Below are 20,070 nucleotides of genomic sequence, written 5' to 3'. Positions count from 1 at the left end.
TTGCGCTGATTATACATCACCTTTGAATTGGGTAGCTAAATTTACTATGCCACTAGAAACCTTTTCGGTTTAGTCAGATCGATATTTTTGAATGTCGACCTCGTCAACATGTGCTTCCGGCATAAATTTCTTCGCGTAGTCGAGGTACACTCCGCTCTCCAAGAACAGTAAGAATAAGTCCATATCCAAATGCTCATCCACTGCCATTTGATACATTATATCGATAGCGATACTCACAGGCTTCGCTTTCTTGTATGGCCGGTCTCCTGCGGTTAACGCTTCAAATATGTCTGCAATCACCAATATACGTTCTGGTATCGATAAATCCTCGGCATTCAATTTCCGTGGATAACCGTTACCTTTGAGTGTTTCATGGTGCGTGGAAGCATAGCGCGGTACATTGCTCAGTTCAGGTGGAAATGGCAAAGCTTCAAGCATTCTTATCCCACTAATCATATGCTCATTGATTTTGAAACGATCCTCAGGTGTCAAAGTCCCACGTGAAATCGTTAGATTGTATACCTCACCCATGTTGTATTGATGCTCAGGAACTTGCATTTGGATGCCATGCTCAGGTTCGAATTCGACGGGTCGCACACGTCTAATGATGTGCTCAGGTTTATCTTCTAGCAGTTTTTCCATGACTGGTAGAGACGAATCCTGTTCGGGTTTGTTCATTTCTTCAAATGGCGACAAACCCAAGCGATCGTCAAAGTAACGTAACCATGTTTTCTCAGCAATTTGCTTAATTCGGGCAACTTTATCTTCACTCATGAATTCACCACCGATGTTAGCCTTGGCAAGGAACTCAAAGTCATCGTTCAACTGGCGTACTTTTTCTTTAAACTCGGCATTTGCTTTATCCTTACTTACCTCACTGTGCAATAACACGTTTAAGTAATCGATTTCTGCATCTCTCCGTAGGACTTCAAACCGAGTTCGAATTTCATTGATTCGGTTGTAGTTCGCTTCAAGTTTAGTGCCCTTATCAACAATATGTTCTGGCGTCGTAATTTTTCCGCAGTCATGCAACCAGGCAGCAATACGAAACTCTCTTCGTTCGGCATCATTTTGGAAAGCAAAGTCTTTGAACTTACCGCTTTGGCATTTCTCAGCTGCACTTGCCAGCATCATGCCAATTTCTGGAACGCGATTACAGTGTCCTGCTGTGTACGGTGACTTATCATCGATCGCTTGAGCAATAAGGCGAATAAACGCTTCGATGAATTCTTCTTGTTGTTTTTCGTGCAATTGAATCTCAGCCATCATTTCCATCATGGCTTCGGAAAGTTCATCAATTTCTTTGACTCTGGTTGTCATTGGCCAAACTTGATCAAAGTTGCGTGCACGAATCTTCTTAGTTCTTGCTTTAAGTGCATAGATTGATCGAGTCATCGGTTTACCCAGTCGCCACGCGAGAGGAAAAAGACCTAACATCAACAATGTACTAATGAATAAAGAGTTGAACAAACGTTTGTTGACGGCACTGGTTATGATTTTTTCTGGGATAATGACGGAAAAGTAATCGTCACTACCGACTGAGCTCGATATAGGTGTTATGTAAGCAAAATAGTTTTTCCCTTCAATACTTTGTCTCACAATAGTATTGTAGTTGGACGTATCTTTCACCAGCTGAAGCACTTCTGGGTAGGGTACGAATGTGCCACGCAAGTGATTAGATTCTAGCCATTTTTGTTCTAACGCATCTCGTTGAACAGGCGTAATAGACTCTATGGCAAGATTGAGTACATCTAATAATCCAGCATATTTTTGGCTTATGTACATGTGATAAGAAGCCGGGGGAGCATCCAACTTTCTTACCGTTATTGCTGATGTGTTGTCTAAACTATTAAGCTCATCTAGCGTTAGGAATGAATCGACCAAGTATGGCACTTCGCCTTTCTCTAACGCATCTTTTGCGTCGCTTAAGCTTTTGAATTCAACAATGTTCAAGCCTGAATAATTAGCTTGCAACCACTCTTTCATACCAAACCCGAAAACTACTCCCACTTTGGCTGTAACGTTTTCCAGTGAAACAGGCATGGAACGCTGTTTTTTACCTGCAATCGCTAATTTCGTTGAGTACATTGGTGCACTTCGCTCGCCATATAGCGGCACTTCACCAGACACCGAGTGCAAAACATCGATAGTGCCTCTTAAGTATCTTTCGGACAGCGAGTTCGATTCAAAACCATTAATAAAATCGAATTTTAAACCAGTTTTTTGCGACAAAATTTCAATTAAATCAATAGCAAAACCTTGCGGTTCACCAGCTTGAGAAAAATCGTAAGGTCCCCAGTCATTTTGGTTAGAAACCAATAAGGCTGGAGTGTTCATTACTAGCGCACGTTGTGGTTCGGTAAGAGTTAACGGTGCAGATTCAGGAATTTCAATATCGCGCTCTAGGTAAATATTTGACGCAACCACTTCACCTTTATGATTGAAAATAAACGATTCAACACCACTCTCTAAACTCATTCCTAATGCGGTTGCTGCGATTTTCTCATTGAGTGTCGAAAGCTTAACATCAATTCCGATAACATCCTCGCCGCTACGAATCGAATAACTTTGGCCTGTCACCTTCATATTCTTGAACAGGTAAGGTTCCGTTTTATTAACTTGGGTTTCAACTGCTTCGACAAACCATGGTCTTCGAGTAGGGTAAAAGGACGTTTTGCTTACTACCGTTCGATTAACCTTAAAGTCGCTATCAACATAGGAAACGAGCATCTGTCGATCAGTGCCGGTGCCTTTCGCTTTTGCGATAGCCCAACGGTCATTGCTATCCGCACTCATTTTGTTTCGGATGGTGACTGAATTTTTGAGGTTAATGATCTGAAAGAAGTCTTCGTTCTCACTGCCCACATACAAGCTTTGGATAAAAGGATTTTCGCTCAGAATTTGCGCAAACAACTGTAGAATTTCTTTCTCTGAAAAGTCATGATCAGACATAGAAAGGAAGCTCTTTAGCATTTTTGTACTACTGATCGCATTGCTGTCGACTTGGTGAATATATTCACTCACATCTGCAGTTGCTACGCTCAACCTTGAGATGACGTGCTCCTGAGACATTTTCTGCCCAAAATAATGCATCATAACCATGGCAAAAATCGCTGTAAGCGCAGTTACTAACATGAACATGCTGCTCACTATAAACTTGATTGAGTATGTGCTTTTTAGCGAAGCGCTACGTTTCATTTTTATGCCCCAGCGTGGTCATTTACTATCAAATTGTATATTACCATCTTCTAAATAAGGCGGCTTTATGTGCCCCCTAAAAGGGGAGGTTTGTTCAGTCTCGCGCTAGTTGTTACTGCTTTACGCATTGTTACTTGTATTTATGGTGGACATAACGTCGAATGATGTCTTCGTTAAGTCATACGAAATCAACAAAATTACTTCGCTGCCAAAAGCGGTTGTTAGATGGGCGACTCTCGTTACCAAGTGACGCCTCCCAGGGAACTGATCTTCAAACTTTCACTTCACTAGGATCAAGTTTAGACAAAGGTATCGTTCAATACCCAGCAACTTATAAAGCAGCTTGAGTAGCTTCGTTCCCTGAGTTACTAGCTAGCCTTTTGGTTTCCCTTGGCCAAATATTCTTGGTTTGAGAATTAGATAGTGTGCATTTCAGGTTTTCACGCTAGACATCATTTATGCGTGGAGTGACCTCAAATTCTTTGATGTATTATTCATCAATAAACCTTCAGCAACTCCCTCTTAATATATGCTCTAGTTTATATTAGTCTCAACAGTGGGGGGGGATGCACATGAACAAGGGTTTTCATGAATAGGGGCAATCGATGGAAGGGGCAATTTCGAGAAGGAAATTGCCCCTAGTTAAAGTGTAACCTGCATGCATATCGGCAAATAAGCGCTCACATACGCTATATAACAATGTTCCGTATTTAGCTTTCTCGATTATGCCTGCTAAGTCAGCAGGCATTTATTGGTGTTATTTCGCTTTTGATGCGGCGTGGTGTTCAATCATGAAGGCAATAGCTTCATCGTTTAAACAAGATTTACTCACATATTGGCGCTGTTTACCGATATGCAGGATAAAACCAAGATCGGTCTGCTCAAGTTGGTCGATGTCACTCCACGCGATGGTGTTGGTCGCTTTGTGGTTTTTGTAACTTACTCCGTTAGCGTCACCTTGAAAGACAATTTTGCTGCCTGCGCCTGAGCTGATCTTTTGTCGCCATAACCACCAGGTTCTTTTGCAGTACACACTGAATGCTTCAATCACACTCAAAACGATAAAGAACCAGCCAACATAGCCGTTAGGTAATAGTTCAAACTCCAGCAGAACCACACCAAAAATAAGAAACAGTATTCCTTTTAAGTAGGCTTTTGGAAATTGAGTCGGAAGGCTAGTTTGATCATAACACTCCGCGAAAAACGTCTTGTCGAGTTTGTATTCTGTAGTGAAACCGGGTTCTTTAGACATGTGAGGCTACTTTATGGTTCTCTGTGAATGGGCTGTCAGTGGGCAGGTGTCCCACGCTGCAATTTTGCAACTTGATTATTGTATCGCTTCTCACTGTTTTTATTTAGATATTTTGGCTCTGTTTTGTAAATCGATGATACTTAACGGGTCTATTCTAACTTTAGCTATCAGACTAGTGTAGGGGCATCTTTAAAGTCACCTAAAAAATTGGTGATGGGATGGATAGACCTGTGGAGTCACCCGGTTGTTGGGACTACTGGCATTTTTGGATAAAACTTCGATCTCATTTTGTTGGTTGATGGAGTCTATAGTGATTAGTGTGCTTTATCACTGCTGTTGAGGGTGCTCTAACAGAATAAATATATGAAGCTTGCAAAGTTCATCACCGTTCACTCTGAGAGGCCATACCCAAAGCGATACCTTGGGCATGGCCTTATTCTATTTCAGTTTTAGGATCCCAGTTTTAGGATCAGTACTCGATGAATAATGACACCTGCTTAACGTTAATGAAGAAACTTCTTTCATAGGGAGAAGAGGTAAGAGCAATATCTAGTTTGTTCAACCCAGACACTCTCTTCTCATTTAATGCTTCTAATAGTTTAGAGTTGGTAAACCTAAGCGTTTGACCGGCTTCTACGTTGTTGAATGTAGTGAGTGGATTACTCCATGCTGCACATATTGTAAAAGACTCACAGAACGTGTCGTAATCCAGTGTGTTTGGAGACCAAGTTTGATTAACGATATGCGCAGTTACATTGTTGAATGGAAATTGAAGAGTTGAATCTCCGAAATCAACAATAAGCGTTGCCTGTTTAATTTTCCCTCGAACCTCACTTAAGTCAAAACTCGCTAGTGTTTCGTAGTCGTATGGGATTGAAGCCCCCGCTCTTAAGTAACCACCGATACGATGTTGCGTGACATGTGTTGCCGGGGTTGCTTGCCAGTTTTCTCTTTCCAAACCGAATAGGTTAGAGGGGAGGGTCACATTCACTGGCGGACTGAAATCAGAGGCTTGGTATGGTGGAGTTTGACCGAGAACTCCTTGTCGATAGGAGTCAACGCCACTGTAGATTAGCAGTGCGTTCAGTTCATAAGGACCATCGGCTTGCTTAAACGTGTCACCAGGAACGGTAAACTTGATGGTGTTTTCGCCAGCCTCAAGCGGTTCTTGGAAACTCACTAGCTCTAAATACTCTCCGGCTGCACCAACGATATTTACCGAACCTGTGTAAGTTCCACTGCGCGTAACATGGATAGGAAACTCAAAACTCAGCGAATCAATGTAGGTTCCATCTTGCGACATAGTCGGTGTGGTGACTAAACTCCCCGTGACTTCAATCGGTTCGCGGCAACGCTCAAAAGATGCTAAATCAATAAATTCTTCAAACTGAATTCGAGGGGCTGAAATTCGTATGTCATCTTGAGTGATTGCGTAGATGATCGTCGGGTTGGAGGTCAAAGTAGACGCTGAATCAAACGCGCCAAAAATATCTTCAGTTGAGTACTGTAGAGTGACGATTTGCTTCGCAGGTTTGAGTTGCAGACGTTTGCTTGTGTTCAGCTCGTCAATTCCATCGGTGAGGTAACCATGAATGGCAAAATCCCCCGCGGATTTAACATCAAGTTCCAAGCGCTGATCTAAGGCAATAACACAGCCTTCAGAGGAAAACAGTGGAGCGAGTGAGAGGCTGACAAATTCAATGTCAGAGGGTAGTACGTGGATTTTTTTACTTGTCTGGCGAGTGATAGTTGTTCCATATTCTTCAAAAGACGTTATGCCTTCAATTAGATAATCCCCTTCAGCGGGTGGAACGAAAATATTGCTGTAGACACCATCTTTAGCAATAGCATCGAAATTGACACCCTCATCTTTAAGCGTCAGGCGTGTTTTTATTCCAGCTTCATCAATGATCACTGCGCTGGTTTGGGCACCTGTGATTGGATTCCCTTTGTTTGTCAGTAATGCAGAAACGGGAACTGGTTCACCGACCACAAATTGGTTTGCAGCTATCGCCATGCCAAACGCAATAGGGGATTGGATCGCAACCTGAGCAATAATTACTGTGTTGTAACTTGGGTTTGGAAAATCAACGACGATCTTCCATTCGCCAGGTTCAGGGTTAGTTACTTCAGGCAAAAATAAATAGCTGCCCGGTAGCGGCGGACTTTGTGTGTCACCTGAAAGTATGTTCGCTTGCACATCATTGGATGATGTTGCGACTTGCCCGTTAGGCTTGACTAAATATACGGTTGCATCATCCAACGGCACGATGATTTCTGCTTTTAGGGCTTCCGCTTTGTCGATGGTAAATAGCATTGTGACTTCGTTATCGTTATCGTTATCGTTACTAGTCACTGGTTGAGATAGTGTCGTGCTTGTACTCATCCCAACGGGTATTGCATTACTGGCAATAGCCGGTGTGATGAAGGTACAGAAAAGACTGAACACCATCACTAATTGCTTGATGAATTTCATTGTGGCCACTCCTTAGCGCATTGAAATAATTTGTTGTAGAAAACGTTCAACGTTTTGTCCCGTTTTCATTGTTGAGTGGTTAGCCAATACGTTACCCAATGCATTGGTATAACTTGGGTTAGCGCTTGCCAAGGTCACAACAACATCATTTTCTTGCGGTACTGTTTGAATGGCTTGGTAACTGACTATGGTGATTGGATGAGCTTGTGGTCCATGCACACTTGGCATTGTGACCGATTGAGTTTGAGTATCGAGGTAGGCCGCAGAACTAAAGCTTCTTAGCGCCTGCCAAGCGTTAACGCCTGCCCAACGCGATCCCCATGGGAATAGGCCAACGATATCAGGATCTTTCTCAATAACACCGTCTTGGTTGAGATCGGCATTTGCCCCAATAGAAAATGTATTTGCAATATTGCCGCGAGTACGCATTTGGATCGCGTTTGATGCTGTATCCGTTGTTAGATCACGGATACCAGGCATTTTAGGACCCGCAAACGGAATATTTGGGAGTTGCATGTACTTGCCAGCGTAATTATTTGGATCGGTACTGACGTTACTGTAGATATCGGCGTAGTGGTCCATTTTTATCACCGACAAATCTGCTGCGACGCTACCAAGGTGAGGTGTGGAGAAAGTAGAAAGGGAGGTTATCTCAAAGGAAGGGCTAAGTGCTTTGAGGTTTTGGGTATCTAGCCCGCCTTTACTGTGTGCAATGACGTGAACTTTGTCGGATTTCAACTCATCGAGAAAACCCTGAATTTTGTTGTTCAAGATATTAGCGTTAGTCGCTGTGGTTCCATTTTTGTCAGCAGAGAAACGAGTATAACGAATGCCATAGTCATCAAGTGTAGAAAGCACGCCTGGAGCCGTATCATCATCCCAAGTGTCTGATTGTGCAGCAATGCCATGAGCAAGAATCACAGGAATGGCAACATCAAACTCGATTGAGACCCAATCGACAGACATACACCAGTTGTCTCCCGTATTGCCAGTATCAATATCGACGCGAATCTCATTGTTTTGGCCGAACTTGATATCACTGATATCGACTTGAAGGTTAGTATCCGTCCAGCGGTTATCAGAGCCTTGCAGCGTACCTAAAGACTTTCCGTTAAAAGATACGACATCTATTTCTGGAGCAATATTACTGACGTTGGCATTGGAGTCTATGTCGAAGACCGGCATGCTAATCCTTGCGTTAGAACCGAGAACGCCTTTTTGCTGCATATCGCCCAGTTTACTTGGGGCAATTCTCCCGTCACTTTGTAAAACGTTGGGGCTGACAACCATAGGAACAGGTAAAGAGATAAGTAGAGGTCCGCCAGAAGCATAGGTACAACCGGTATCCAGACCAGGACCAGAATTGACAACATAAACGCCGAGTACTTCTTGCGGTGGGGCTATCCCAGAGCTTTGTGAACGCATCGAGAAATTACGCAATTCGTGTGAATCAGGTATATCTTCGGCACTCGCGAAACTCGGAGAAAGTAACAAAACACTGAGCGTGGCGCTCGGAATGTATAGTTTCATTTGTTTACCTTTGAGTATAGGTTATCCAAGAATTTGGTTGAAGAAAGCTCTATCTGTAGTTGTAAGGTAAAGGCTTGGAGTTTGATGTGAAATTTATTGGGTATAATTTCGGCTTGTTACTCAATTGATAAAACTGCTGCTCTATTTTTTTTCAAAATAGGAAGAGTGCGATCGTAGTTTCTGGGTTGCGGAAGATATGTCCTTATTTTCAAAAGGAGGGGGATAGTGCTCTAATATTGTTAGAACAATCTAAGTTAGTTTATGAAAGAGTAGCTAAGAATAGGAAAATCAAAGTTGGATGTAGGTTTGTTACAGAACTACATAGAGCGCGCTGTTCTGAATGGCTGACTACTAACCTAACTGGCTGTGCAAAGTTAGGTTAGTAGAAATTATGTGGCTGTTAATTCAGATTTGAGAGATAAGGGCTAGTGTTTTTTAGTAAAAATGGTAAAGGTCGCAATAAACTGAGGTTTGTTATTACATCGTTCGCTACATAGTGAAAACAGGCGACATACCGCTGTCTTGTCCACTCATTAGCAACAAGCCAATTAAGACAAGTAAAACACCACCGAATAGCTGTAAATAATGACCTGCGGCTTTTAGTGAAGCACTGTTATTCTTGTTACCTGCTGCCAAATAGCATTTTACCAAGTTCTTGCCTGTTAGTGTCATTATAGCAATCGTCGAGGTTGTGAAAGCAGTACCAATCGCCATGGCAAAAGCACTGACAACACCCATCCAATATAGGCCAACCATGTTTGCGAAAAGCAGTACCATGATGGCTCCGGTGCACGGTCTTACGCCAATCGTCACTATAATTCCAGCATATTCTCGGAGCGTTGAGGCTTTGTTGATTGCGTCTGCATCGGCTACATGCTGGTGGCTGCACCCACAGTCGGCATGAGAATGATCTGCATGAGTGTTAGCTGCGGCTTGCATTGTGCTAGTAGCGTCGATTATCGGAGAAGGGGCTGATATTGATGAACGAAGTGCCATTGGCGAACGCGCTGAAATTGTCGCAGCTGTGTCTGTTGCGAGTGTAGTGATGGCTTTCACTTTCAGCTTAGGCTTACGCATAGCGGTGTAGATGTTTTTCAAAGCCTTCCAACATATAAGCGCGCCGACGACCGCGACTAAGGCAAAGCTTAATGAAACAAACATATTCGCTTTGTCATTCACTACTCGCATGGAAGCACTAAAGCCCCACAGCAACACGCTTACTAGTAAGATTGCGACCAATGCTTGTAAAAAAGCGGAGACGACCGTAAGCACTAAACTCGCCTTGGCTTTGGTTGGGTGAGTCGCTAAGTAAGTCGACACGATAACTTTGCCGTGCCCAGGCCCCAAAGAATGAAGCATGCCATAGATAAAGCTGAACCCGATAAGGTAACTGCCTGCGCCCCATGGGTTGGATTTAGCTTCATAGAGCAGGTCTGCAAGTTCTGAATTGACTTCTCTTTGCCATTGAATGCTAGAGATAACTAACGATGGCCACATGGACCACAGTTGATACGCACCAATAGCAATAAGCACGAACGCGCCAGCACCAATGAGGTAGTGATTGATTTTGGATTGATTTTTCTTCATTTAACAAGAACCTATATCTGAAATCTTTCTGTTAATTAGTTGCCATGCTTAATCAGCTAGACGCTGACTTAAAGGCTGAAACGAACCACTGCGACTAAGAAGCGGGAACCGCCGCACAATGAAGCTCAACCGATTGTGTAAACAGTTGGCCTAGCGTGTTATCTGGATCTGCATCGACAGGTAAAGACATTGCATAACTCATTTGCTCTGGCGTCGGGTTAGGCTCGATTAATTCTAAATGGCATTGTCTTGCTAGTTAAGGTGACAATGTCACGTCGCTGTTGGATAGCCACGACATGTCGACAAAGTAACTAGGGTCAAAAATCAATACGCGAAGCGAGTTTCGTGTCACAGGCTTAGGTTTAGAAAGTGGTAGGTCAAATGTTAGAACCATCTTGGCTTTATCACGCTCAAACTTTGCGTTCTCAACCACCTGATATTTGATGGGCTCTTCACCATCATAAAAGTACGTGAAGTAGTGCTCGTACATCATGTTTTCGATTACAGACGCAGCGAGCTTTTTGAATGTTTCAGTTTCTGTATCGGCAGAGACGTCTTCTCCATCCAACATGTACATCGAGGTCATTGCATCAAAAGACCACTCCATAGAGAGACCGGTGATCATGCCATTCTCTCCCTCAATATGAGTTTTCATCTCTATCCAAGAGTGAGGGTGGGCATATAGATTTGGCGCAAAACACAATAATGCTAGGCCAACAGTCAAGCCCTTGAGAGAGCGAAAGCATGTCGAGAAACGGCTTACATAGCGTGTGGAGAGGCGATTGATGACATCGATTAGAATAAATGGCTGTTTCATGAGAAATGATGGTAATTTAGTGTGATGTTATATTATAACAACCCGATGCGTTGTTCACTTCAAATTATAAGCTTGTTTACATTGAAGCCGACTGCAATTCTTGATTTTCAATCCAACCTATTTTTCCTATAAACATCTTTGATTGGTCCCTAATTCGACATTATTCAGACTAGTGTGTGACGTTGAATAGTCGATTAAGCTCTCGGTTGTGCGAGGCCTTTTTGTAATGGGTTTGAGCTTGGCTCTTGATAACAGGCATTAACAACGCAAAAATACCCCCAGTAAAAATACTACCCCCTAGTATATATGGTTATTTGAAAGGTAACTGAGATAGGCTGAAGATGACGGTAAGTTTGGGTGCTTGTGATCTTAGTTATCGATCCAGTAAATCTTATTTTTCACATGATAGTTACTGGCATATGCCAATAATGGGGCGTATGCTGAACTCCTGATCATCAATAACAGGAAGTTACTATGTTATACGCAGTACCTTGTCGCGACCTTCATGTTGGCAACCACTTTGCTCGTTCCCCACAGATCGCGATTGTCGATGAACAACGACAGATAAAACAGATTGTTCCTTTGATTGACTCCGACACCTCTTGCAATAAAAAGAAGCAATGGATTTCGGTTCTCCGTTCTTACGATGTGAAATCTGTGGTGGTTCGTTATATTGGTAAGAAGATGCTGGCGCACTTGTTCAATAACGATATTCGAGTCTTGGTATCGACAGGTAAGGCAGAAATCGGGGCTTTGGATTTCGACAATCTACGGGAAGTGACCGATCTCGATTATGGTCGCGAGCCGAGAAATAGTGGGTGTGGCAATAAAACGTGCGGCGAAAACGGGCACAAAAAACAAGCTTCGATTCTAATGGTACAGCCTAATCAGCTGGGTGCTATTCGAGGGTTCCGACAATGACCTTTTTGTTGACGCTATTGGGGTTTGTCGGAGTCGTTACATTGATGGCGATAGGCGTGATTTTTTCGCGCAAGCCAATCAAAGGCAGCTGTGGAGGATTGGCGCAGTTAGATATTGAGCGTGAATGCAATTGCAAGGGTGTGTGTGAAGGGCAAAGCAAAAAGCTGTATCAGATTACTGAGCCATCAAGCTAAGTATCGAAGTAAGCATCAGAGTTCTCGCTCACTGAGTTAAATAACTTCTGGCTAACACGTTAATTAACTACTTTGAATCACCAACGCGTGACCATTGACGATGCACTTGGCGACTTTAGCTCGTGCACGCTTGATAATGTTGCCGAACGTTTGGCGAGACACCTGCATTTGTTCAGCGGCTTCAAGCTGGCTCAGGCCTTCTTGATCAGCCAAGCGCAAGGCTTCGAGCTCTTCCAATAGCAATTCTTCTTTATGAAGCTCGTCCATAGGAACACCATTGGGCTTAAAACAAGAGTAAGCCGTACGGGTACACAACTGGCGATGTTTTTTTGGTCGAGCCATATCAATCTCTAGCAATCTATGGGTAAAGGTAAGTATGAAGGTTTTCATTCCACACAATCATCGGCGTTGCCAAGTGTGCAGCCAAGGTTTTTTCAACGACAGCGCCATTTGTTTTGAAGCTATTGGCGAGCATGACACTTTAACTAAGCATGAGGCAGTAGCTAAATATAAAACCAGAGCCAAGATTGTACCAACAGATAAAGCTGAGGGCTACGATGGCATCATGCAAGGTGGCATTGTCACTACACTGCATGACAGCGCGATGTTGCATTGTCTATTTCAGAATGATATCAAGGCGATGACGGTGAGTTTAACCTCTCGTTTTCATCATCCGATTTTGATTGGTCAAGAACTGGAAGTTCGTGCCCAGTGGGTGAAAAGTAGACGTAATATCTACTTCCTAGAAAGCCAGATTACTCAGTGCGGAAAGTTATGTTCGTCGGCACAAAGTCAGTTTATGTCAGTTTCTAGCTATCAAACTTAAGCTTGGTATAGCGGTGTTGTTTTATCAGTTATAAAAGTCCAACTACGGTTTCATAATCACTGAAAATAACGTGTACGAAGAAGAGATTAACCGCGCCCTGTTGAAGATTCGTGAGTCACGAAAGTGGCGTAAAATCTTGGTCGATTATTTCGCAGATCAGTAATCGAAATTAGAGGCTTATTCAAAAGCTTTTGGACTTTCGCCGTTACAGTTGATCTGAGTCTGAGGCCTTGATCTTTTTGAAGTATTTAAATGCACTCCAAACTGCGTAAGCCGCAACCCCTACAATCAATGCCGAGCGAAGGAGAATAGGCGCATCATGCTCAAGTTGACCAACATGAGGAACAATACTGGCAAACAATCGACTGGTAAAAAGCAGCCCCATTACTAACATAATTACTTTATTCATGTGACCTGCCATTCAATTGAGTACGTTGCACAGAACGAGTTTTGGGGCGATTACACGGTTAACACGCCAGACAACGATTCTGCTCAAGATAAAATCATGCGCTTCTCAAACGTAACCGTCAATGCGATATCGGCGTTAAGCCAGTAAGCTAAAATTTCGTTTTTGGAAGGGGGCTGTTCTGGTGCTGGAGTTTCGAGTTCGAGACTGTGGGAGGGCTATGACATCTTCCCGTGAAATTGATTTTCCGGATTTAATATTCTGATTTATGATCGCATGCATTCTAGGGGGGACAAATGTCCTCCTTTTTATTTGGAGAGGCGCAATAAAATAGGTGCCACTAAAACAAATAATAAAGGACACATCTATGGACCTATTCGCTCTACTTGATATCAACAATACTTTAGTCAATATCCCAATAGGGGATGGCTACGCAATGAGCTGGATTGAAGCATTCGGCACCGTGTTTGGTCTGTTGTGTATTTGGTTTGCAAGCCAAGAAAAAACCATTAACTACCTGTTCGGATTGCTGAATGTCACCTTATTCGCGGTTATCTTTTTCCAAATTCAGTTATACGGACTGTTACTTCTACAACTCTTTTTCTTTTGCGCCAACATTTACGGTTGGTACGCATGGACACGTCCTAATGAGCAAGGTGAAACGCTAGAAGTTCGTTGGTTGAGCCAAAATAAACTAGTAGCAACGGCCGTAGCGTGTGCGATTTCTATTGCTTTGTTAACTATGTACATCGACCCATTCTTTTTTGCGCTAGCAAACATCGCGGTAGATAGCCTGAATCTATTTGGTGCGGATTTAGCGGAGCCAGTGCTTGAACCGGATGCGTTCCCATTCTGGGATGCCACGATGACCATTCTATCTATTGTTGCTCAAGTTCTTATGACACGTAAGTATGTTGAAAACTGGATACTGTGGATTGTGATTAACATTATCAGCGTTGGTATTTATGCGACGCAGGGTGTGTACGCAATGTCTGTTCAATACGCAATCTTAATGTTTATTGCGGCAAACGGTACTCGTGAGTGGGCACGCACAGCTAAACGAAACAGTGATAAATCGTTAACTCAAGCAACGGCTTCTTAGGAGTGAAGATGGCAAAGCAACCTCATATCTGCGTTGATGAAACGCAAATTGCTCCGTTAGTTATTGTTTGTGGTGAGCCAGATAGAGCGAATCGAATCGCTAACTTGCTTGAACATGCTGAACTGGTCTCTGAAAACCGTGAATATCGAATCTTCACTGGTCAATATCAAGGTAAAGCGATATCGGTTTGCAGCACTGGTATTGGCGCACCTTCAATGATCATTGCGGTAGAAGAACTTAAGTTTTGTGGTGTGACTCATATCATCAGAGTAGGGTCTGCAGGTGCGATGCAGTCACATATCGGGCTTGGTGAGCTAATTATTGCAGAGGGCGCGGTTCGCGATGAGGGTGGTTCTACCGCTTACGTTAAGCCGTCGTATCCCGCCTATGCAAGCTTCTCTCTGCTTAAAGAGCTAGACAAGTTCTTGCAGCAGCAAACAACACCTTACTATTTGGGCACGGTACGCTCACACGACAGTTTTTATACCGATGACGAGAAGGCGCTTTGTCAGTACTGGAATGGCAAAGGCATTTTAGGTGCAGACATGGAAACATCCGCGCTGTTTACCGTGGGACGCTTGAGAGGGCTTAATGTCGCTTCTATCTTGAACAATGTTGTCTTGTACGAACAAGATGTAAAGGAGGGCGTTGGGCAATATGTCGATGAGGCAGAGGTAATGATGCAAGGAGAGCGGCTAGCGTCATTAGCGGCACTGGAAGCATTAATTACTCAATAAGAGCCTGAATAAATGCAAGACGAAAGCGATGGGAGACCGTCGCTTTTTTATTGGGTTCTCTCCTGTGGTTTAAGTGGTTACAATCGTTTGAATATAAACAGCAGTAATGCAATGAGAGAGTAAGTATGAAGATTGCACCATACTCAAGCGGACGCTTTAAAAACTACTTAGAACAAAAAAGCTCTGAATTTAGAGATCTCATCTACCAACACCAAGTTAACTCTCGTTACTTCAATCAAAATGATGAAATCCTACGTCAAGGTGAGCAGCTTCAGTATCTTTATGTAGTGCCCGCTGGAAGAGTCTCTATGAGTATTTCGGCGGCTAATGGGCGACGCTTTCAATTGGGCGAAGTGAATTGTGATTATCATATCTTCGGTGAGATGGAGTTTTTCACGCAGACCCCTTGTCAGTGGAACGTAGTGGCTGATGAACACATGCAAGTTGATGTTATTTGTATCCAGAAACTATCAGAAGCGCTACATGAAAATCCGGAGATGATGTTCTTTTTCGCCTCTGCATTAGCGGAAGATTATCAAGACTCTATGGGCATTTACACTAATCGTCTTTTACACTCAATTACCTACAACATTGCCTACGACTTATTGGTTCAAAGTCAGACAAATACTGTGTTAGGCGGTTTCGATAAAGTGAATCAAGAAGCGGAACGTTTTGGCACATCGAGCAGAGTGTATCGAAGAGCGGTTAAAGACCTATTAGACAAGGGTTTCATCAGAAAAGGAGATCAAGGGTTAGAAATTGTCGATCAGCGAGCACTGCAAGCTTTTATTGACTCCTACGAATAATAAAAGAGCTTGGCACTTACTTAAATGCCAAGCTCGGTTTTTCAATGTTTACTATTAACTACTCGCATCTATTTATGAGCGACTTTCTCTCAGCAACTAGCAACTAGCCCGTAAGTGTCCGCGCACCATTACCGGCGACTAAGTATTAATCCTTAAGCTTTTGCATACATGAGTGTTCTATAACCACCGATTAAGTTGCGTGCTTTAAAGCCGTTGTTGACGAGTTGGCGATAAGCCACGTTACCACGTAACCCGACTTGGCAGTAGATTACAATCTCTTTGTCTGCTGGGAGCTCACTCATTCGATCACGCAGTTGGTCGACAGGAATGTTGATTGCGCCTTCAATAAAGCCACCATTTTCTAGTTCGCTAGGGTTACGAACATCGAGTAGGAGTTGGTTGTCGCTTAATGTTGCAATCTCATCGAAATGAATAGGTGTCGCGTCACCTTTAATAATATTGTTGGCAACAAATGCGGCTTGGTTGATCACATCTTTGGCACTCCCGTAAGGTGGTGCATAGGTTAATTCAAGGTGTTGAAGCTGATCAACGGTCATACCTGCACGTTGAGCTACTGCCATAACATCAATGCGTTTATCAACGCCATCTTTACCGACGGCTTGCGCACCTAGTATTTTCCCTGTCTTAGGGGCGAATAACATCTTGAACGAGACAATCTCAGCGCCAGGATAGTAGCTAGCGTGACTTGCGGTATGCACATAGACTTTTTCATAGTCGACGCCTTCACGCTTCAACTGTTTTTCATTTTTCCCTGTTGAGGCAACGGCGAGGTCAAAAATCTTACAGATAGCCGTGCCTTGTGTACCTTGATAGGTTTCACTGCGTCCAAGCATATTGTCGGCAGCCATACGACCTTGACGGTTAGCAGGGCCAGCAAGCGGAACTAGAGTTTGTGCACCTGTTACAAAGTCTTTTTCTTCCACCGCATCACCCACAGCGTAGATGCTAGAATCGCTGGTCTGCATCATTTCATTGGTGTAGATACCACCTAGTTCACCAATTTGAAGTCCTGCTTCTTTGGCCAACTTAGTCTCAGGGCGCACACCGATAGCCATGATTAAGATATCAGTGGTTAGCGATTCACCATTGCTGAGAGTAAGATTTAGTTCACCTTCAATATGCTGATGTTCAGTATCTTCACCAGAGCCGATGCTGGCTATCTGCTCATTCGGCATGTACTCGATCGCTTGAAGAGCAACGCCTAGTTTAAGGTCAATACCTTTCTCGCGAATTTCAGCGTGAGCAAAACCAGCCATTTCACGGTCGACAGGTGTCATCACCTGATCTGCCATCTCAATTAGCGTGGTTTTAATTCCCAATTGGTGGAAGGCTTCCATCATTTCTAGACCGATGAATCCACCACCGACAACCGTTGCGTGTTCTGGCTTGTTCATCTGGATCGTTTGAATGATACGATCCATGTCTGGAATGTTACGTAGCGAATGGGTTAGTGGGTTATCAATACCAGGGATTGGCGGTACGATAGGACCTGCGCCTGGGCTAAGGAGCAAGAAGTCGTAGCTTTCAGTATACTCGCTATTATCCAATAGGTTCTTAACAGTAACCTGCTTGTTGTGTCGATCAATGGAGATGACTTCGTTCATCACACGAACATCAACGTTAAATCGAGCTAAGAAGCTTTCCGGAGTTTGCAGGAGGAGCTTGCTTCTGTCCTTAATGTCGCCACCTATGTGGTATGGCAAGCCGCAATTGGCGAACGAGACGAAACTTCCTCTTTCGAACATGATGATTTCGGCATCTTCATTCAAGCGACGAGCCCGCGCGGCGGCGGATGCACCTCCAGCTACGCCACCGATGATTACAATTTTAGTCATACGTTTACCTATTACTGTCTCTAAGTTTAACTATACAAATTGCCGAGCATAGAGCTTGTATCTTCTTAATGATCAGTACTGGCTGGTCGCCGGCGATTGAGTAGTTTTCGAAATACCTAGATACTATAAAGATGTAAATTAGCATTGTCTAATATTTATTTTAAAGCTATCACCTCGGGATTGAGCGTTTGGTCCAAGGGCTGTGATTAGACTAAAGCACGCTAGTAAAGGTAATACGCGTTAGCGAGTCGAGTACAGGTTAGCCAAATTAACTGTCATGAGCATAATGAACAGGATCATGGATGTGCTGACTGATTACGTTCTTCAGATCTTGTTCATACAGATCTAGCCAGGCATAACGCTCGCGATACAACTTACGCTTTTGACGTTTTAGAGCTTCAAGATCTTTCCTGTTCGGGTTTGTCGGGAGACGATAGAAATAGTTATCATGCACCTGTCCATCGTGCTCTTCCCACAGACTGTCGTATTTAAGGCTGATGTCTTTGTTTTTCTTACCGTAGCGTAATGAGTTCGAGACATGACCAGACTCTTTTACCGCATAGATATTGTCGATACCCAAGTTAATAGCGAGCAGTCGTAGTGTTTCTACCATGAAGGATTTAGGTCTTAAACCGTAAAAAGCTTTGGTGAATGTGCGGCTAAATCCATTGTCATTGGCGCCACCCTGTATACCGCCGATGTAGATGTTGTTGTCGAAAACAGTAAACGAAATGGTATACATTTTTTCGAGTTGAGAGTTGGTCAATGAAATTGTCAGTTCACCTTCTTTTCTCGCGTTTCTTTCGAAGCTGAGATTAACCAGATAAACGTTGTCATCTATCTCAAGTTTTAAAAGATTGAGCCTTTCGTTATAGATTTGGTGTCTAGCTTCTGTTGCGAAGGTGTTTTCAAACCAGTCGTAGTGTTTGGATAAGATATCGATCTTTTCTTTATTGCTAAAGCCAGTACATAAGTAGGGAGTCACAAATTTAGAAAGGAAGTTGGGTTGCTTGATAAATAATAACTTTCTCTCTTCAGAGTTGAAATTATTACTCATTTTTCGAGTAGCTGAATAATAAAACAGGGCTCGAATAGTAAACTTAACTATCGCTTTGTACTTACCCTTATTTTTATGGGTATTTGCTTCAATCCCCATGCGAACGACATTCATAATCACCTCAAAGAAGAAGGATTGCTCGAACATAGTCGTGTCATGAACCCTTCCAATAATCTCACCAATAACAAGAAAATGATGATAGTGAAAAAGGTGATTTGGGTAAGTATGGATATGTATAGCTATGTAACTCAATCAGTTACTTAGCGTTCAGATTTTGGACAGATGTGTTTGTCGCTTTAGTGGGGAGGGGTATCAATGTTATTTATTAGAGGCGCTTGCTCCTAAATCAAAAATGCCACTACAAATCTGCAGTGGCATTAGAACGATAACAAACTATCACCTTGCTTAAACCTAAATTTTAGTTCTTATATAAATTAAAGTTCTAACAGTTTAGCCAGTTCACGCTCTTCGAGAAGCTCTTCAATGCGTTGACGAGTCTTAGGCGTTTCGGCTTGCGCTTTAGTCGACTTGCCTGCTTTTTTGCTTCGGCTCGTTTTCGCTTTTTCCTTAGTCGTCATCGTAATCTTCCTTGTGTTTTTTGTGTTACAGGTTGCACGTCTCTTTTAGTGCCTTGCCCGCTTTAAATGCTGGCGTCTTTGATGCGGCAATCTGAATCTCTTCTCCGGTTCGCGGGTTACGACCAGTGCGAGCAGCTCGAGAGTTAACTTTAAAGCTACCAAATCCAAGGATCGATACGTCATCACCGTTCGCAAGCGAAGTAGAGATACCTTCAACTAGCGCATTTAGTGCTGTGCCTGCTTGGTCTTTTGAGATGTCTGCAGAAGTCGCGATGTGTTCAACTAATTGAGATTTGTTCATAATCTATATTCCTTATTGAGTACGGCTGGCGTCTACCTTTAGCACCTAGCTTATGCGATCTTATCAACAGCAATTGAAATAATGTCAGTGAGCGGGTAGAGCTTTGTAAAGTAACCAACAGAATTGACTATAAAAGCATCTGTCGGTTCAATCAATGCAATTCATTGATTATTATTGGTTTATAGACATGTTGCCCAAATTTACTTGAGAAAAGAGCATTAGGGTTGCCCGTTCGATTCATAATCCAAATCGAAGCTGTCATCTATCACGTTGATAACGAAAGAGTAAAAACAAAGAAGCCCAGCTTAATTGCTGGGCTTCATGTTGGTGCGCCGAGCATGGCGTTGATCTAGGAGGTGAAAGTCCTCTACGGGCTCAGTCGAGCGAGAACCGTTAGCCTATGCAAGGGTGTTCACCGTGAGGTGA

General features: G+C 43.1%; 17 protein-coding genes and 2 pseudogenes. 7 read left to right on the top strand and 12 right to left on the bottom strand.

What is annotated here, in order from left to right:
* Positions 1-69: 69 nt before the first annotated feature.
* The 6 genes and pseudogenes from F0229_RS01755 to F0229_RS01730 form a co-directional block, all read right to left on the bottom strand.
* On the bottom strand, positions 70-3,141 hold the full coding sequence (locus F0229_RS01755; RefSeq protein WP_171732111.1) for an HD domain-containing phosphohydrolase: 3,072 nt from the start codon (positions 3,139-3,141) through the stop codon (positions 70-72).
* Positions 3,142-3,955: 814 nt separating this feature from the next.
* A complete protein-coding gene (locus F0229_RS01750) occupies positions 3,956-4,450 on the bottom strand; it encodes a YcxB family protein (RefSeq protein ID WP_017059097.1) in 495 nt (164 codons plus the stop codon).
* 469 nt (positions 4,451-4,919) lie between these two features.
* On the bottom strand, positions 4,920-6,926 hold the full coding sequence (locus tag F0229_RS01745; protein ID WP_171732110.1) for a choice-of-anchor X domain-containing protein: 2,007 nt from the start codon (positions 6,924-6,926) through the stop codon (positions 4,920-4,922).
* Between the two features lie 12 nt (positions 6,927-6,938).
* Positions 6,939-8,456, bottom strand: coding sequence for a triacylglycerol lipase (locus F0229_RS01740; protein ID WP_171732109.1), 1,518 nt, complete (start codon positions 8,454-8,456; stop codon positions 6,939-6,941).
* A 489-nt stretch (positions 8,457-8,945) separates the two neighbouring features.
* Positions 8,946-10,043, bottom strand: a complete 1,098-nt coding sequence (locus F0229_RS01735; RefSeq protein WP_171732108.1) for a nickel/cobalt transporter — start codon at positions 10,041-10,043, stop codon at positions 8,946-8,948.
* Positions 10,044-10,137: 94 nt separating this feature from the next.
* Positions 10,138-10,860: pseudogene (locus F0229_RS01730) on the bottom strand (DUF1007 family protein).
* 474 nt (positions 10,861-11,334) lie between these two features.
* Between F0229_RS01730 and F0229_RS01725 the strand changes: the two are divergent.
* Positions 11,335-11,781, top strand: coding sequence for a NifB/NifX family molybdenum-iron cluster-binding protein (locus F0229_RS01725; protein WP_171732107.1), 447 nt, complete (start codon positions 11,335-11,337; stop codon positions 11,779-11,781).
* Positions 11,778-11,975, top strand: coding sequence for a (Na+)-NQR maturation NqrM (gene nqrM, locus F0229_RS01720; RefSeq protein ID WP_171732106.1), 198 nt, complete (start codon positions 11,778-11,780; stop codon positions 11,973-11,975). The genes F0229_RS01725 and nqrM overlap by 4 nt, the downstream gene beginning before the upstream one ends.
* A 63-nt stretch (positions 11,976-12,038) precedes the next feature.
* Here the strand turns inward: nqrM and F0229_RS01715 are convergent, their stop codons facing one another.
* Complete coding sequence (locus F0229_RS01715; RefSeq protein ID WP_029235478.1) at positions 12,039-12,317, bottom strand: DUF134 domain-containing protein; 279 nt, start codon at positions 12,315-12,317, stop codon at positions 12,039-12,041.
* Positions 12,318-12,351: 34 nt separating this feature from the next.
* Here F0229_RS01715 and F0229_RS01710 point away from each other — a divergent pair, with 34 nt between their 5' ends.
* Together F0229_RS01710 and F0229_RS21815 are read left to right on the top strand one after the other, a co-directional pair.
* Entirely contained in the window at positions 12,352-12,801 is a 450-nt protein-coding gene (locus tag F0229_RS01710; protein WP_017065470.1) for a PaaI family thioesterase, read from the top strand.
* A gap of 7 nt (positions 12,802-12,808) precedes the next feature.
* Positions 12,809-12,964: pseudogene (locus F0229_RS21815) on the top strand (ABC transporter substrate-binding protein); the annotation flags it as partial.
* Between the two features lie 42 nt (positions 12,965-13,006).
* Here F0229_RS21815 and F0229_RS01705 read toward each other — a convergent pair.
* Positions 13,007-13,210: a hypothetical protein gene (locus F0229_RS01705; protein WP_017059106.1), complete on the bottom strand. Its 204-nt coding sequence runs from the start codon at positions 13,208-13,210 to the stop codon at positions 13,007-13,009.
* Between the two features lie 364 nt (positions 13,211-13,574).
* Between F0229_RS01705 and pnuC the strand changes: the two genes are divergently transcribed.
* The 3 genes from pnuC to F0229_RS01690 all read left to right on the top strand — a co-directional run bounded on the left by pnuC (position 13,575) and on the right by F0229_RS01690 (position 15,852).
* Positions 13,575-14,309, top strand: coding sequence for a nicotinamide riboside transporter PnuC (gene pnuC / locus F0229_RS01700; protein WP_017069647.1), 735 nt, complete (start codon positions 13,575-13,577; stop codon positions 14,307-14,309).
* Between the two features lie 8 nt (positions 14,310-14,317).
* Positions 14,318-15,046, top strand: coding sequence for a nucleoside phosphorylase (locus tag F0229_RS01695; protein ID WP_102320060.1), 729 nt, complete (start codon positions 14,318-14,320; stop codon positions 15,044-15,046).
* A 125-nt stretch (positions 15,047-15,171) separates the two neighbouring features.
* Complete coding sequence (locus F0229_RS01690; protein WP_017072032.1) at positions 15,172-15,852, top strand: Crp/Fnr family transcriptional regulator; 681 nt, start codon at positions 15,172-15,174, stop codon at positions 15,850-15,852.
* 152 nt (positions 15,853-16,004) lie between these two features.
* Here the strand turns inward: F0229_RS01690 and F0229_RS01685 are convergent, their stop codons facing one another.
* The 4 genes from F0229_RS01685 to F0229_RS01670 all read right to left on the bottom strand — a co-directional run bounded on the left by F0229_RS01685 (position 16,005) and on the right by F0229_RS01670 (position 19,644).
* The gene (locus tag F0229_RS01685) at positions 16,005-17,708 is read right to left on the bottom strand and encodes an FAD-dependent oxidoreductase (protein WP_017069644.1); all 1,704 of its coding nucleotides are present in this window, start codon (positions 17,706-17,708) and stop codon (positions 16,005-16,007) included.
* Positions 17,709-17,976: 268 nt separating this feature from the next.
* Entirely contained in the window at positions 17,977-18,879 is a 903-nt protein-coding gene (locus tag F0229_RS01680; RefSeq protein WP_133151375.1) for a VirK/YbjX family protein, read from the bottom strand.
* 320 nt (positions 18,880-19,199) lie between these two features.
* Positions 19,200-19,343, bottom strand: a complete 144-nt coding sequence (locus F0229_RS01675) for a hypothetical protein (RefSeq protein WP_017059112.1) — start codon at positions 19,341-19,343, stop codon at positions 19,200-19,202.
* A 25-nt stretch (positions 19,344-19,368) separates the two neighbouring features.
* On the bottom strand, positions 19,369-19,644 hold the full coding sequence (locus F0229_RS01670) for an HU family DNA-binding protein (RefSeq protein ID WP_017059113.1): 276 nt from the start codon (positions 19,642-19,644) through the stop codon (positions 19,369-19,371).
* Between the last annotated feature and the right edge of the window lie 426 nt (positions 19,645-20,070).

The sequence above is a fragment of the Vibrio sp. AIC-3 genome, assembly GCF_013114515.1.
Lineage (GTDB): Bacteria > Pseudomonadota > Gammaproteobacteria > Enterobacterales > Vibrionaceae > Vibrio > Vibrio crassostreae_C.
This window is presented reverse-complemented; position numbering and strand designations above follow the sequence as displayed.